Here is a 14,510-nt window from a genome sequence, read left to right as displayed (position 1 = left end):
AAGCTGCGATAGCTGATAGGCGCGAGCCCATCTGGCGGCTGGCGTGCGCCTGCGCTATCAAATCCCGCGATTGCGCCCGGCATGGAGGCGCGAGCCCCTTTAGGAGCAGCCGATGCGTCTACCCACCGTTATCCTGGCCCTGACATGTCTTGCAGGCGCAGCTTCAGCCGAAGATTTGTCGGGCACGCTCCAGAAGGTCAAGGAGACCAAAAAGATCACCCTGGGCTATCAGGAGGCCTCGGTTCCGTTCAGCTATCTTGATGGCAACCAGAAGCCGGTCGGCTTCGCCATGGACATCTGCCTTGGGATCGTCGATGCCGTGAAGAAACAGCTGGGCATGCCCGACATCGTCGTCGACACGCTCGCCGTGACCTCGTCGAACCGGATCCCCTTGATGGTCAACGGCACGCTCGATCTGCACTGCTCGGCGACCACCAACAACGCCGACCGCCAGAAGCAGGTCGCCTTCACCAACACCCACTTCCTCAGCGCGACGCGCTTTGCAGCCAAGAAGGCCGCAAAGATCAACACCATCGACGATCTCAAGGGCAAGGCGGTCACGGCCGTGGCCGGCTCAGTCAACCTGACGCAGCTCGCCAAGGTCAATACGGAACGCAATCTCGGCATCAGTCTGATGCCGGCGAAGGATCAGGCCGAGGCCTTCCTGCTCTTGGAAACCGACCGCGCCCAGGCCTACGCACTCGACGACGTGCAGCTCGCGGTCGCGATTGCGCGCTCGAAGGAGCCGCAAGCCTTCATGATCAGCGAGGAGGCGTTCTCGAAGCCCGAGCCCTACGGCATCATGCTGCGGCGGGAGGATGCGCCGTTCAAGGCGCTCGCCGACCGCGCGACTGCGGAGCTCTATGCAAGCCCGGAGATCGAGGTGCTCTACAAGAAATGGCTGCAGTCCCCGACGCCGCCGAACGGCCTCAACTACAACGTCCCGATGTCGCCCGCCCTGCGCAACGCCTTCAAGAAGCCGAGCTGGAGCGCAGATCCGGACGTGTATCTGGCGAACTGAGGCGAGGGCGCCGAGGCGCGCGGGAAACGACCCGCGCGCTCTCGGCGAACACCGGATCTACGCGTTCGAATATTTCTTCAGCTCAAACCGGGCGATCTGGTTCCGGTGCACCTCATCCGGTCCATCGGCGAGCCGCAGCAAACGCGCGGTCGCATAGGCCTGGGTCAAACCGAAATCGTTCGAGGTGCCGCCGCCGCCATGGGCCTGGATCGCCCAGTCGATGATCTGGCAGGCCATGTTGGGCACGGCGACCTTGATCATCGCGATCTCGGCCTTCGCGACCTTGTTGCCGACCGTGTCCATCGCGTAGGCCGCGTTCAGCGTGAGCAGCCGGGCCTGCTCGATCATGATGCGGGATTCTGCAATGCGCTCTTGCGTCACCGTTTGCTCGGAGACCGGCTTGCCGAAGGCGACGCGGCTGCGCACGCGGCGGCACATCTTCTCCAGCGTGCGTTCGGCAAGGCCGATCAGCCGCATGCAATGGTGGATGCGGCCGGGGCCGAGGCGGCCCTGCGCGATCTCGAAGCCGCGGCCTTCGCCGAGCAGCATGTTCTCCCTGGGGACCCGCACATTGGTGAAGACGACTTCGGACGCCCGGTCAGGCACGCCGTAGAAGCCGAACACGGGCAGGGGGCGTTTCACCTCGATGCCTGCAGTCTCCATCGGCACCAGGATCATCGATTGCTGCTTGTGGCGGTCCGGATTGTCAGGATCGGTCTTGCCCATGAAGATGCAGATCTTGCAGCGAGGGTCGGTCGCATTGGTCGTGTACCATTTGCGGCCGTTGATGACGTAATGGTCGCCGTCACGCAGGATCGAACTCTCGATGTTGGTCGCATCGGATGAGGCGACCGCAGGCTCCGTCATGGCGAAGCAGGAGCGGATTTCGCCTGCGAGCAGCGGCTTCAGCCAACGCTCCTTGTCCTTCTCCGAACCGTAGCGCTCCAGCACCTCCATGTTGCCGGTATCGGGCGCCGAGCAGTTGAACACTTCGGGCGCCAGATGCGATCGGCCCATCACCTCGCAGAGCGGCGCGTATTCGAGATTGGTCAGGCCTGCGCCATGGCCGGACTCCGGCAGGAACAGATTCCAGAGACCTTCCGCACGCGCCAGCGGCTTCAACTCCTCGATGACAGGATAGACCTTCCAGGGTCCCAGCTCTTCCGCCTCGCGATAGAAGCGCTCCTCGTTCGGGTAGATGTGCCGGTCCATGAAGCTCTCGAGCTTGCGCTTGAGCTCGACGACTTTTGGCGACATCGGGTAAAGCATCTCTGGTTTCCTTATTGATCGGCGGCAGGATCAGCCGATTTCGAGATAATCCGGGCCGGGCAGTTTCGGGAAGGGCGCCGTCGGCAGCGTCTGATACCAGAACGCGACGGAGGCGATGTCGTCCTGCAGCGGAAGGTATTTGGCCTCCTTGGTGCCCGGCAACCAGCCCAGCGCCTGGATCGTCACACGCAGATCGGAGTGGAAGCGCACGGGATCGGGGATGTGCCAGCGATACATGCCGAACCGTTGCTGCGATTTGTAGACGCCGTCGGGGCGGATCACCTGGGGCAGGCCGGCATAGGGCGTGGTGAATTCCTGGTAGCGCGATTGCAGGCCCTGGCCGGAATGGGCGACATAGGGATCGAAATTATAGGCACCGCAGAAATAGTCCTCGGTGCCGGTGCCGCAGATCGTCGGGAAGTCACCGTCGCCGTCGGTGAAGAACTTGATTTCGCCTTCGCCCCACCAGCCGTTGTTGTTGACGCCCCAGGCCATGTAGGTGCCGACATAGTGGCCCGCGCCGCTGATGCCGTCGAGGATGGTATAGACCTCCTTGTAAGGCAGCGGGTTGGTGCGGCGGAATTGGGCATGGAAGTAGGCGCAGTCCTCCGGCACGTCGGTCAGGGTGTAGTTGATCTGGTAGTAGACGGTGAGTTGCTCCTCGCTGCGGTTCTCGAGCGTGAAGCGCGCGCGCTTGCGAAACGGCATCTCCCAATAGCAGTTGAAGGCGCGGCCGGGATTGACGCAGACCGCGAGGGAGGACACCTGCGCGAACTCTTCCCATCCGCAAGCGAAGAAATCGCCGGCCGGGCACTCGACGCTCGGCAGCGTTTGGTCGTCCCAGTAGATGCGCAGGATCGAATGCCGCAGCCGTCCGCGCGCCAGCGTCATCCAGATCTGCTGGATCGCGCCTTGCCCGGCGATGTCGCCGAGCGTGAAGGTCGTGCCCGGTTCGATGACGACGTAGGGCGAGACCTTCCAGCCCTGTCCGAGATCGCGGGCCTGGCGGGCGGCGGGGCCATCGACGGACATGCCGCCCTTGCCCTTCTCGCCGGTGAAGTTCTCGGGGCTGATCGAACGCGTCTGCGCGTTCGACAGGCGCGACAGATTGCCGAGATGCAGGCCCAATCCGGAAAACGCCATGATGTCCTCGATGCGGTGTTAGCGACCTCCCGATATATCGTCGCTGAATTGACCAAAAGGTGAAGATGAAGGCGTCAGGGAAGACGACCGATGTCCGCCTTCGTAGCCCGGATTGCGCTGCGCTCCATCCGGGCTACAAGGTCGACGCCTCTGCGCGCGGCTCACGCGACGCGATACTCCCTGAACTTCTCGCGCAGAGCCGATTTCAACACCTTGCCGGTCCCCGTCATCGGGAATTCGTCGAGGAATTCGACCGCGTCCGGCATCCACCAGCTCGCGATTTTCGGGCGCATATGGTCGAGCAGCGTCTTGCCGTCGACGGTCGCGCCCTTCTTGCGGACGACGAGGAGGAGGGGACGCTCCTGCCATTTCTCATGGTTGATCGCGACCACGGCTGCCTGAAGCACGTCGGGGTGAGACAAGGCGACGTCCTCGAGCTGGATCGAGGAGATCCATTCGCCGCCGGACTTGATCACGTCCTTGGAGCGGTCGGTGAGCGTGACGTGGCCCTGTGGGTCGATCACCGCCATGTCGCCGGTGATCAGCCAGCCGTCGCGGTCGAGGCCTTCGTCTAGCTTCATGTAGCCGGAGGCGACCCAGGGGCCACGAGCGCGCAAATGGCCGACGGCCTTGCCGTCGCGTGGCAACTCGGCGCCGCTGTCGTCGACGATGCGCAAGCTCGTGCCGAAGCAGGCGCGGCCAGACACCTGGCGCCGGTCGAACCTCTCCTTGTCGCCGAGATGCTCCGAGCCGGGCCTCAAGCCCGGCATCGAGCAGCCGAGCGCCTCGGTCATGCCCCAGGCCTGGATGTAGTCGATATGGTAGTCGCGCTTCAGTTTCTCGACCATGGCGCGCGGCGGCGCCGAGCCCGACGACAACGTTGCCCGCAGCGTGGAGAATTTGTTGCCGGTGCGGCCCAGCCAGTCGAGCAGGATCAGCCAGAAGCTCGGCACGCCCGCCGACAGCGTCACCTTCTCGCCTTCGAGCAATTCATAGAGCTTGTCGGGCTCGTAGTTGCGGCCCGGCAGCACCAGCTTCGATCCGGTGTAGGGAGCCGTGAACGGCATGTTCCAGCCATTGCCATGGAAGAGCGGCGCCATCGGCATCATCACCTCGCGCACGCCTTCGACATGTCCCGGCAGGAAGTCGAAATTGCAGCAGGTCATGGTCTGCAGGATCGCGGCACGGTGCGAATAGATCACGCCCTTGGGGTTGCCGGTCGTGCCGGACGTGTAGCAGATGGTGGAGGCGGACTTCTCGTCGAACTCCGGCCAGGTGAAGCCGGCCTCGTTCTCCTTGTCGAGAAGCTCCTCGTAGCAATGCACGTTGGCGAGCTTGGTCTCGGGCATCCGCTCGCGCGACGACATCACGACATAAGCTTCGATCGTCTTGAGCTGCGGCGCGATCGCCTCGACGATCGGCAGCGTGGCGCGGTCGATGAACAGCAGGCGGTCTTCGGCGTGGTTGAGGATGTAGACGAGCTGCTCCGGAAAGAGCCGCGGGTTGACGGTGTGCAGCACATAGCCCATGCCGGGCGCGGCATAGAACATCTCGAAATGACGATGCGTATTCCAGGCCAGCGTGCCGACGCGATCGCCCGGATTCATGCCGAGCCGCTTCAGCGCCAGCGCCATGCGCTTGATGCGCGGATGGGCATCGGCATAAGTGTAGCGATGAATGTCGCCCTCGATCTCGCGCGCGACGATCTCGGCTTCGCCGTGATAGTCCGCGGCATACTGGATCAGGCCGCTGATCAGAAGCGGCATGTCCATCATCAATCCCTGCATGGTCTCCTCCACGGCCACGTCGTTGCGTGGCGTTGCGCTTGTGATTTGTGCGCGAGGTTAGCGGAACGTCACGCGGCGTTCACGCAAAAAACATTGGACGCGATTGCATGCGTCACTTTTTCAGGGCTAACTGGTCCGAGCTGCCGGCGAAGCAGCGTTCTCCGTGGAGGAAATGCATGTCAGCGGAAAGACACAAGACCGGTGCAGCCGGCGAACCTACCGTCGATATTGCAGCCCTCCGCGCGCGCTACCGTGACGAGCGCGACCGCCGTTTGCGTGCCGAGGGCAAGGCTCAGTATGTCGAGGTAACAGGGGAATTCGGCCGCTACCTCGACGACCCCTGGGCCGATCCCGGATTTGCGCGCGCACCTGTCAGTGAAGAGACTGAAGTGCTCGTCGTCGGTGGCGGCTTTGGCGGGCTGCTCTGTGCCGCGCGTTTGCGCGAAGCCGGCATCGATGATTTCCGCATCGTGGAAAAGGCGGCCGACTTCGGCGGCACCTGGTACTGGAATCGCTATCCTGGCGCCGCCTGCGATACCGAGAGCTACATCTACCTGCCGCTGCTGGAAGAGACCGGCTACATGCCGGTGCGCAAATATGCGCGCGCCCCGGAGATCTACGAGCACTCCCGCCGCATCGGCCGCCATTTCGATCTCTACGATCGCGCGCTGTTTCAGACCGTCATCTCGCGGATGGCATGGCAGGAGCAGGAGGCGCGATGGCTGGTCGAGACCGATCGGGGCGATCGCATCCGTGCACGCTTCGTCATTCTCGCCGGAGGTCCGCTCAGCAGACCGAAGCTGCCGGGCATTCCAGGCATCGAGACCTTCAAAGGTCACAGCTTCCATACCAGTCGTTGGGATTACGGCTATACCGGCGGCAATGCGGATGGTGGACTGACCGGACTTGCCGACAAGCGCGTCGGAATCATCGGCACCGGCGCCACCGCCGTGCAATGCGTGCCGCATCTCGGCCGCGCTGCGAAGGAGCTCTATGTCTTCCAGCGCACGCCGTCAGCGATTGGCGTGCGTGACGACCGGTCGACGGATCAAGACTGGGCGCAGAGCCTCAAGCCCGGCTGGCAGCGCGAGCGCATGGACAATTTCACTGCCGTGATCTCCGGCGAGCCGGTCGAACGGGACCTGGTGCAGGACGGCTGGACCGGCCTGCTCGGCGAGATCCTGCTGGCGCCGCGTCGTCAGCCGCAGCCGGTGACCTCGATGGAAGAGGCACTGAAGGTCATCGAGCAGGCCGACTACCGCAAGATGGAGGAGATCCGCGCCCGCGTCGATGCGGTGGTCAAGGACACGGCGACCGCGGACGCGCTCAAGCCGTGGTACAAGGCGTTCTGCAAGCGGCCGTGCTTCCACGACGAATATCTCGATGTCTTCAATCGTCCCAACGTGCATCTCGTCGACACCAAAGGGCAGGGTGTCGATCGCATCACCGAGAACGCCGTCGTGGCCGGCGGCAAGGCTTACGAGCTCGACTGCCTGATCTATGCCAGCGGCTTCGAGGTCGGCACCGACTATGCCCGCCGCATGGGCTTCGAGGTCTACGGCCGCGACGGCATGAGCCTGACCGAGCGCTGGCAGGGCGGCGTCAAGACGATGCATGGGTTCTACAGCCGCGGCTTTCCGAACTGCTTCCTGATCGTCACGGTGCAGGCCGGCCAGAGCGCCAACTTCCCGCACATCATCGACGAGCAGTCGCAGCACATCGCCTATGTGATCGCCGAAGCGCGCAAGCGCAAAGCCCGAACGCTGGAGCCGACGCTGGCCGCGGAAAACGCCTGGGTCGAGGAGGTCGTCAAGGCCGCGCTCGGCCGCCAGACCTATCTCGCCGAATGCACGCCCGGTTACTACAACAACGAGGGCGTGTTCGATCCGATCGCGGCAAGAAACAGCCAATATTGGCGCGGGCCGGTGGCCTTCCTGCGGCTGCTCGACAAATGGCGGAAGGAAGGCAATCTGGACGGCCTCGAATTGTCCTATGATCAGGCCATGGAGTCGGCGCGTTCCTCCGGGTAAGGTTGCGCCGATCGGTACAGGACGGGAGATTGGGTATGACCACGGGCAGGGCTGTTGCGGGAGCGGTTGTTGGTGCGATGGCGCTGCTCGGGTGCCTGGCGTCCGCCGCCGCGGCCGCGCAATGCGGCAGCTCGCCGGCGGGTTTTGAGGCCTGGAAACGAGAGTTCAGCGCAGAGGCGCAGGGCAAGGGCATCGGCCAGACCGCGCTCTCGGCGCTGATGCAGACCAACTACGCCAGTGCCACCATCGCGGCCGACCGCGGCCAGCGCAGCTTTTCGCTGACGCTCGACCAGTTTCTCGCCAAGCGCGGCGCCACCACTATCGTCGCCAAGGGGCGCCAGCTCAAGCAGTCGCAGGCTGCCTTGTTCGCCTCCATCCAGCAGCGCTATGGCGTCCCGCCCGGCCCGCTGATCGCGATTTGGGGCATGGAGACCGGTTTCGGCAGCCAGCGCGGCAACCAGAACATGCTGTCGTCGATCGCAACCCTGGCCTATGACTGCCGCCGTCCTGAATTCTTCACCGACCAGCTCTACGCGGCCTTGAAGCTGGTCGACCGCGGCACGCTGTCGGGGGCGACCCGCGGCTCCATGCATGGCGAGGTCGGCCAGACCCAGTTCATGCCCAAGAACATCCTGGCCTATGGCACCGGCAACCTCGAGGTGGCCGCCAACGCGCTGAACTCGACCGCGAATTTCCTTAAAGGTCATGGCTGGAAAGCAGGAGCCGGTTACCAGCCGGGCGAGCCGAATTTCGTCGCCATCGAGGCCTGGAATGCGGCCGGCGTTTATCAGAAGGCGATCGCGCTGATGGGCCGGCAGATCGACGAGGGCGGCGGAGCGGCGGCCTCACGCTGACGAAAACCCGTCCACTTCGCTCGAAAACGCTCCTGCTCAGCAAGGCGTGATGCGCCGACATGAGAAAGTTGTTGCCATCAGGAACCGAGGGCACGAGGTTTGCTTTGATCAGATTCAGGGCTGGGCATGAGGAGACTCAACATGGCAACCCAGATCGTGATGGACCAGACTGGCGATACGCGCCACGAGTTTGATCCTGGCAATGCCGAAGCGCTGGCGCGAGCCGAACGGCGCTTTCGGGAGCTGACTGGAGCCGGCTTCACCGCGGCCCTTCGCAACGGACCCGGCGAAGTCACTCGTATCAGATCGTTCGACCCGACCGCGCAGGAAACGCTGTTCTATCCCCGCCTGGTCGGCGGTTGATCTGAGCTGCTCATGATTACGGCGGTTTGGCTCCGCGCGCCGGCGCGTGCGCGTCTGCATGCGCTGCGTGAACTGTATCGGCGCTTCTTCGGCGAGAACACGCCGGATGCCCGTGGTCGCCGGCTGCTCTTCGATTGGCTCTCGCCCGCACAGCGCGCCCAATTCGAAGAGCACCGGTATTTCGACGTCATTGGATGCGACACTGGCAAGACCTATCGCATTCACTACGGCACCGCCGCCAATGTCCACGAAATCGACGGCGAGGGCCGCGCCACGATGGGATGGTGCTTCGTCCCGTCAGGCTTCCTGGTGCCGGGCGACGTGATGCTGGCGCAGAAGATCGCGCTCGAGACCGACGAGACAGGCGCGCTCTCTCTCGCCAACCGGTTTCCGCCGGCAACGCATTCGGAGCACTTCTACCGGCGGCCTTTCTAGCGGCCGAAACGGCGAAGCGGTCAGTGATGTGTGGTGCGGTAGGCGTCCAGCGCGTGCGCCGCAAAGACACCGGCGCTGCAAAGGGCGAGCAGGCCCGAGATCAGCTCGATCATAGCTCGTCCTCCCGTATTGAATGGGCAACGAGGTTGCGGCAGCAGGAATAGTCGTAGATCAGGTCGAGAAGGAATTGCATGGTTGCCGTCCCTGTATTTATTTTGACAACGACTTAAGCGGCCATCTGTTTCAGCGGTGTTTCGTCGCCTTGGGAAAGGGGTTTCGCGGGGAACCTCGGGGGCTGGTTTTGTGCGCTGCGGTCCCGCCATTGCTGGAGCCCTTTGGCCGTCTCTTCGAAGGCGGCGCACGACATTGCGAGGCAAAATCATGGCGCAGGTCGAATGGTTCGACGATCTGGCGATCGGAATGCGGTTCAGGTCCCCCGAGATCGAGGTCACCGAGGCCGACATCAAGCGCTTCGCGGCCGAGTTCGATCCGCAGCCGATGCATCTCGACCACGAGGCGGCCAAGGCGACCCTGTTCAAGGGCCTGGCGGCATCGGGATGGCACACCGCGGCGATTGCCATGAACCTCGCGATCCAGACACGCCCGTTCGGCCCGCATCCGCTGATCGGCGCCGGCGTCGACGGCCTGCGCTGGACGATGCCGGTACGGCCCAATGACTGCCTGCATCTGGTTGGGGAGGTGATGAGCCTGACGCCCTCGAAGTCGAAGCCGCAGGGTATCGCGCTGGTGAAATGGACCATGTTCAACCAGAGCGGCGAGGAGGTTTACACCTTCACTCCCATCGCGATCGTGCCGCGGCGGGGATAGGCACGGGCGCCGCCGTTCTGCCGGGGTAAGCCCTTGCGGCCCTCCCGCGGAGGTGGTCATCTCGGCCCGGGGAACGCGCTGGAGGCTGACATGAAACGATTCCTTCTTGCCGCTTTGCTGATCGCGACGGGCGCCTTAAGCGCCGGACCGGCGCTTGCGCAACAATCCAAGGTCGGCGACTGGACCATCGAAAAGCGCACGCAGGACACGCATTGCAATGCGAGCCGTGGCTACAAGGACAAGGAGGACGAGAACCGCGACTACGTCATCGTGATCACCTATTCCGAAAAGGCGATCGTGATCGTGATGATCTATGATGGCTGGGAATGGGAGAAGGTCGGCGAGATCCTTCGGGCCGATGTCGGCACTGACGATGCGGACATCATGAAGAAGGCGAAGTGGGAGGTCATGGACAAGACCACCGTGCGCGGCATCTTCGAGTACGACCAGTCGATGATGGACCGCCTGTCGAAGGCGAGACGCCTGACGCTCGATTTCGAGGACGATGACGACGACAGTATCGAGATGCAGGTACCGCGTGCCGGCGAAGCGCTGGCCGCGTTGAAGTTCTGCGAGGAGAATCGGAAATAGGTTGCCGCTGCCGGCCGTGAAGCGGGCAGGACGTGGCAACGAAGCGGGCGGCAGCGAACCGGCGCGTGACTCATCGCACACAGTCCGCGCGCTGTTCGCATTTATCCTAGTCTTTGGCGAAACAGTCCAAGCCGCACCCTGCGGTTGACGTTACGCAAGGACGATGTTCGATATTCCAGCATCTGGCTGCAACGTTTTTTCCTCGTCGAAGGCGGCAATTGACCGGCCCGTCTTCTCCGTCAGTTCCCGGATCGCGAGCTCTCCGTCTCGGACGGGCCGCACGCAGATCGCGTCGTCCGTCCGATGACGACCCATCAGGCAAACCGGTTCTCGTCTCTCATCGGCGAGATTTACGACGCGGCGGTTGACCCCGCCTTGCGCAGCGGCGCGCTGGAACAGGTTTCGCAGTTCGTCGGTGGTTGCGCCGCGATGATCCTGTCCAGGGATTCAGGACGGCTTACGATCGAGATTCAGCAGCATTTTGGAACCGACGCCCGCTTCCGCAAGCTTTATCGCGACCGGTATGTGGAGCTCGATCCTCTGCTCGACCGTCACCTCACCCTCGCGCCCGAACAGACGATCGGCGTGACCGACATCATGTCCCATGCTGATTTTCTCGAGACGAGCTTCCATCGCGAGTGGGTGGAACCGCAGGGGGCGATAGACCTTGCGACCGTCGCCCTCGAGAAGACGGCCGCGCGCACCACGATCCTGCAGGTGTTGCGCCACCGCTCCCGTGGAACCGTCGACGATGCGATGCGCGAGCGCATGCGGCTGCTCGCTCCGCACATCCATCGGTCACAGATCATGGGCCGGCAGATCAGGGCCCGCTCGCATACGGTGGACGACCTTGCCGACGTCCTCGACGGATTGAACACGGCGATCTGCCTGCTCGATGCGGACGGCCGCGTCGTTCATGCCAACGCGGCATGCCGCCAGTTGTTCGCCGATGCCAATCTGCTTGCGATCGTCGGTGACCGGATCGTGGCCCGCAACACCCAGACCGATAAAATATTCCGCAGCCTGTGCGAATTCGATGAAGGCACACATTCTGCCGCTCGTCGTCAGATCGAACTTGCGACGTCGGCCGATGGGCAGCATTATCTGCTCCATGCTTTTCCGCTGAAGCGGGATCGCAGCCTGCCGCGGGACATTGCAGCCACGATGCTCTTCGTTCAAAGAGCTTCCATGCTGCCGCTGCTCGCAGCCGACGCGATCGCAGCAGCCTTCAGGCTGACGCCGTCTGAATTGCGCGTGCTGATGGCGATCATCGAGACCGGCGGTGTTCCCGACATCGCCGCAAAACTCGGCATCGCCGAGACGACGGTGAAGACGCATCTCGGTCGCCTGTTCGAGAAGACGGGCGCCGGCAGGCAGGCTGATCTGGTGAAGATCGCCGCCGGCTTTGCCGTGCCGTTCGCGCTGCGAACGAACGGCGATGACAGCGTCGCGTGATTCATTGCGCATGCCTCGATGTTACGTGCCGCGTTCTCAATCCATTGTGATGATCCGCGCTCGCGGGTCATCCGAATGCAGGACGCGAGTCATTCGAGACTTTCGTATATCGCGCTTCTGATAATTGAAGAGCAGCGAGCGCCGCGAAGCTTGCCACAACGGCATCGAACGCGCGTGTGGAGGAAACGACAGCGCGTGGCCGGGTCTGCTCGTCGGCTGGAGAGATTGCAGTGAGCAGCATGGTTGATTTTTCCGTTCTCAATGTTTCAACGAACGAAATTCCCGAAAACGAGCGCATCCCGTTGCTTCGCGATTTCTATTGCCGCGGGGTGCTGAAGGCGGAGGTCGAGGCAAGGGATGGAAAGCCGGCCGCGGCGAGCTTCACCTCTCATGTCCTGCCGGAAGCCCAGTTGTTGATCGGGGGCCTGTGCGGAGCGCGGGTCATTCGCACCAAGCAACTGGTGGCCGATGGCGACGACAGCCTCGCCCTGATCGTGAACAGGTCCGGCGTTCTCGGCATATCCGAGCGGGGACACGATCTGAGGCTTCATGCAGGAGAGGCGGTGCTGACGAGCGCGGAGGACGTCACGACGTTCGAGCGGCTGTTGCTGGGAAGCTGCTTCTCGCTGCGCGTGCCGAGGCGCGTGCTGGCGCCGATGATCGTGGACGTCGACGATGCCGTGATGCGCGTCATGCCTGAAAGCTCCGCCGGACTGAGGCTGCTGGTCGACTACGCGATGACGCTGGTGCGGGAGAAGGCGTTCGCGACGCCCGTGCTGCGGCAGCTCGGGGTCGGGCATCTGCACGATCTGCTGGCGCTCGTCCTCGGTGCCACCGGAGAAGCGCGGGAGCTGGCCGGACGGCGCGGCGTCAAGGCGGCGCGGCTCCAGAAGGCGAAAGTCTCCATCGCCAACAATTGCTGGCGGCAGGATCTGTCAGTGGCCTCGGTTGCCCAGGAGCTCGGCGTGACGCCGCGCTATCTCCAGCGCCTGTTCGAGGCCGACGGCAAGACGTTCTCTTCCTTCTTGATCGAGCAGCGCGTCAAGCGCGCGCACCGCATGCTGCGGGAACCGGGATATGCCGGGCGAACGGTGAGCTCGATCGCCTACGATGTCGGCTTCGGCGATCTCTCTTATTTCAACCGCTGCTTCCGGCGCACCTATAACGCGACGCCGAGTGACATCAGGAGCGGCGAGATGCCGTGACGGCGCGCCACTGGATTTCAGCCAACTGCCGATTTCAGCCAGCAGACAGGGATCCGACGTGATCCTTTATTGCGAAGCCATGACCCAAGCGTTGCGTGCCGCATCCACAGCCGGAGTATTGAATGCGCCGTTTCTTTTTCGACCTCCTGGTGGGCAACATCGTGAAGATCGACCCGGGCGGCATGGTGTTCGAATGTGCGGAAGCGACATTCGTGGTGGCCAACGAGATGGCAAAACATCTCTTCGTCTGGCGCGACGATCTGCGCGATCGCGACGCCTGGATTCGCGTCAGGGACAACAGCGGCCGCGAAATCTATCGCGCGCCGGTCTGGGCGGAGTGCGCCGAGAAACAGGGTTGGGACCAGGCGTGAGTGCCGCTTCGGTGTAGCAACTCTGCACCAGTGCGGAACGAAGCGCCTTCGGTTCGTTCTCGGCTGAAGCGCGGTCGTTTCCGTCCAAGTCGGGCCATTGGCGTGCTTCTACCTTAGCGTTTAGCGAATCCAGGGTTCGCTGCCGAGCGCCTTCCAATGGAGGAGTCCGGCATCACCATGCCTGCGCTGCCATCAAGCGCGAGGTTTTCTGGGGAACGAAGGCGATGAATGTGACGGCTCTTGGCGACTTGGTGCAGCGGCATTTGGTGCGGCGATCGATGCGCTTTCTGGTGTTCGCTGCGCCGCTGCTGGCCGTCGATCGGGTCGAGGCTGCGTGCACGCCGGCAGCACCGGTCAGCAATGCGACCATCGTTTGCTCGGGTGATGTCGACGCTCAGCAGGCCCCCAACAACGGATATGGGACAAGCCTGGACGACAACAACATCTATCGGATCGAGGCCGGCGCCAAGGTGCACGGAAGCGCCTTCGGCATCCAGAGCGGCGATGGCAATGTCATCATCAATGCCGGCATCATCGACGGCGCGTTGGCGTCGGGTCTCAGCGGCCTCGGTTTGACGGTGTCGAATCTCAGCGGCGCCACGATCACCGGCTTTCATGCGATTCTGGCGTCGACACTCACGCTCGACAATGCGGGCATGATTGCGAGCGAAGCCGGGGGAAGGGGGAGCGGGGTCGAAGCCACGACGTCCACTGTGCGAAATTCCGGCACGATCGCCGGCGTCGGGCCCGATACGATCGGGATCAACGGCGCCACGGTCAACGTGGTCTCGAACACCGGAACGATCTCGGGAGATGCCCGCGGCATCAAGGGTACGAGCCTCAACATCACCAATGATGCCTCCGGTATCATTTCGCAGATTGCAGCGACCGGCGGCGCGATCGAGGCCTCCGGTGTGGTGACGATGGCAAACGCAGGCAACATCGCCGGTCACGCGTTCGGCGTGTCCGGCAAGAACGTCAACGTGTCCAATTTCGCCTCCGGCACCATTGGTGCCGACGGCGGCGCGAGCAACGCCATTCGCGCCGACCTCGCGGCAAGCGTGACGAACAGCGGCACGATAACTAGCACTACTTTGGCAGATTGTGTTTTCGGCGCCATTTTTCAAGGATTTCCTTTCGGCAATATGGGCACTGCTG

General features: G+C 63.2%; 13 protein-coding genes and 1 pseudogene. 11 read left to right on the top strand and 3 right to left on the bottom strand.

Annotated elements, in window-relative coordinates:
• Window positions 1-112 precede the first annotated feature (112 nt).
• Window positions 113-1,021, top strand: a complete 909-nt coding sequence (locus XI03_RS38100) for an amino acid ABC transporter substrate-binding protein (protein WP_212477021.1) — start codon at window positions 113-115, stop codon at window positions 1,019-1,021.
• A gap of 57 nt (window positions 1,022-1,078) precedes the next feature.
• Here XI03_RS38100 and XI03_RS38095 read toward each other — a convergent pair whose 3' ends face one another.
• The 3 genes from XI03_RS38095 to XI03_RS38085 all read right to left on the bottom strand — a co-directional run bounded on the left by XI03_RS38095 (window position 1,079) and on the right by XI03_RS38085 (window position 5,220).
• Window positions 1,079-2,290, bottom strand: coding sequence for an acyl-CoA dehydrogenase family protein (locus XI03_RS38095; protein ID WP_212477019.1), 1,212 nt, complete (start codon window positions 2,288-2,290; stop codon window positions 1,079-1,081).
• Between the two features lie 30 nt (window positions 2,291-2,320).
• Window positions 2,321-3,433 carry a glycoside hydrolase family 172 protein gene (locus XI03_RS38090; RefSeq protein ID WP_271595006.1) on the bottom strand — a complete coding sequence of 371 codons (1,113 nt, stop codon included), beginning with the start codon at window positions 3,431-3,433 and terminating at the stop codon, window positions 2,321-2,323.
• Between the two features lie 161 nt (window positions 3,434-3,594).
• Window positions 3,595-5,220 (bottom strand): long-chain fatty acid--CoA ligase, encoded by a 1,626-nt coding sequence (locus tag XI03_RS38085; protein WP_271595005.1) that lies wholly within the window; start codon window positions 5,218-5,220, stop codon window positions 3,595-3,597.
• A gap of 176 nt (window positions 5,221-5,396) precedes the next feature.
• Here XI03_RS38085 and XI03_RS38080 point away from each other — a divergent pair, with 176 nt between their 5' ends.
• The 10 genes and pseudogenes from XI03_RS38080 to XI03_RS38035 all read left to right on the top strand — a co-directional run.
• Window positions 5,397-7,250, top strand: a complete 1,854-nt coding sequence (locus XI03_RS38080; RefSeq protein ID WP_271595004.1) for a flavin-containing monooxygenase — start codon at window positions 5,397-5,399, stop codon at window positions 7,248-7,250.
• A gap of 35 nt (window positions 7,251-7,285) precedes the next feature.
• Complete coding sequence (locus XI03_RS38075) at window positions 7,286-8,104, top strand: lytic murein transglycosylase (protein WP_038946356.1); 819 nt, start codon at window positions 7,286-7,288, stop codon at window positions 8,102-8,104.
• A 141-nt stretch (window positions 8,105-8,245) separates the two neighbouring features.
• Window positions 8,246-8,467 carry a hypothetical protein gene (locus XI03_RS38070; protein ID WP_018319783.1) on the top strand — a complete coding sequence of 74 codons (222 nt, stop codon included), beginning with the start codon at window positions 8,246-8,248 and terminating at the stop codon, window positions 8,465-8,467.
• A gap of 12 nt (window positions 8,468-8,479) precedes the next feature.
• Complete coding sequence (locus tag XI03_RS38065) at window positions 8,480-8,902, top strand: hypothetical protein (protein WP_018319784.1); 423 nt, start codon at window positions 8,480-8,482, stop codon at window positions 8,900-8,902.
• Between the two features lie 381 nt (window positions 8,903-9,283).
• Entirely contained in the window at window positions 9,284-9,730 is a 447-nt protein-coding gene (locus XI03_RS38060) for a MaoC family dehydratase (RefSeq protein ID WP_271595003.1), read from the top strand.
• A 90-nt stretch (window positions 9,731-9,820) separates the two neighbouring features.
• Window positions 9,821-10,321, top strand: a complete 501-nt coding sequence (locus XI03_RS38055; RefSeq protein ID WP_028145205.1) for a hypothetical protein — start codon at window positions 9,821-9,823, stop codon at window positions 10,319-10,321.
• 303 nt (window positions 10,322-10,624) lie between these two features.
• Entirely contained in the window at window positions 10,625-11,776 is a 1,152-nt protein-coding gene (locus XI03_RS38050; RefSeq protein WP_271595002.1) for a helix-turn-helix transcriptional regulator, read from the top strand.
• Between the two features lie 239 nt (window positions 11,777-12,015).
• Window positions 12,016-12,981, top strand: coding sequence for a helix-turn-helix transcriptional regulator (locus tag XI03_RS38045; protein ID WP_271595231.1), 966 nt, complete (start codon window positions 12,016-12,018; stop codon window positions 12,979-12,981).
• Between the two features lie 122 nt (window positions 12,982-13,103).
• Window positions 13,104-13,352: a DUF6894 family protein gene (locus XI03_RS38040; protein ID WP_028145202.1), complete on the top strand. Its 249-nt coding sequence runs from the start codon at window positions 13,104-13,106 to the stop codon at window positions 13,350-13,352.
• A gap of 224 nt (window positions 13,353-13,576) precedes the next feature.
• Window positions 13,577-14,510: pseudogene (locus XI03_RS38035) on the top strand (hypothetical protein); the annotation flags it as partial.

The sequence above is a fragment of the Bradyrhizobium sp. CCBAU 65884 genome (assembly GCF_028128835.1).
GTDB classification, from domain to species: Bacteria; Pseudomonadota; Alphaproteobacteria; order Rhizobiales; family Xanthobacteraceae; genus Bradyrhizobium; species Bradyrhizobium ottawaense.
Note: the sequence above shows the minus strand (reverse complement) of the source record. Positions and strands in the feature narration are given on the sequence as shown.

Coding starts and splice junctions, on each gene's coding strand:
- XI03_RS38080 (WP_271595004.1), top strand. CDS start 5,397: ATGTCAGCGGAAAGACACAAGACCGGTGCAGCCGGCGAACCTACCGTC.
- XI03_RS38055 (WP_028145205.1), top strand. CDS start 9,821: ATGAAACGATTCCTTCTTGCCGCTTTGCTGATCGCGACGGGCGCCTTA.
- XI03_RS38060 (WP_271595003.1), top strand. CDS start 9,284: ATGGCGCAGGTCGAATGGTTCGACGATCTGGCGATCGGAATGCGGTTC.
- XI03_RS38045 (WP_271595231.1), top strand. CDS start 12,016: ATGGTTGATTTTTCCGTTCTCAATGTTTCAACGAACGAAATTCCCGAA.
- XI03_RS38095 (WP_212477019.1), bottom strand. CDS start 2,290: ATGCTTTACCCGATGTCGCCAAAAGTCGTCGAGCTCAAGCGCAAGCTC.
- XI03_RS38090 (WP_271595006.1), bottom strand. CDS start 3,433: ATGGCGTTTTCCGGATTGGGCCTGCATCTCGGCAATCTGTCGCGCCTG.
- XI03_RS38065 (WP_018319784.1), top strand. CDS start 8,480: ATGATTACGGCGGTTTGGCTCCGCGCGCCGGCGCGTGCGCGTCTGCAT.
- XI03_RS38085 (WP_271595005.1), bottom strand. CDS start 5,220: ATGCAGGGATTGATGATGGACATGCCGCTTCTGATCAGCGGCCTGATC.
- XI03_RS38070 (WP_018319783.1), top strand. CDS start 8,246: ATGGCAACCCAGATCGTGATGGACCAGACTGGCGATACGCGCCACGAG.
- XI03_RS38100 (WP_212477021.1), top strand. CDS start 113: ATGCGTCTACCCACCGTTATCCTGGCCCTGACATGTCTTGCAGGCGCA.
- XI03_RS38050 (WP_271595002.1), top strand. CDS start 10,625: ATGACGACCCATCAGGCAAACCGGTTCTCGTCTCTCATCGGCGAGATT.
- XI03_RS38075 (WP_038946356.1), top strand. CDS start 7,286: ATGACCACGGGCAGGGCTGTTGCGGGAGCGGTTGTTGGTGCGATGGCG.
- XI03_RS38040 (WP_028145202.1), top strand. CDS start 13,104: ATGCGCCGTTTCTTTTTCGACCTCCTGGTGGGCAACATCGTGAAGATC.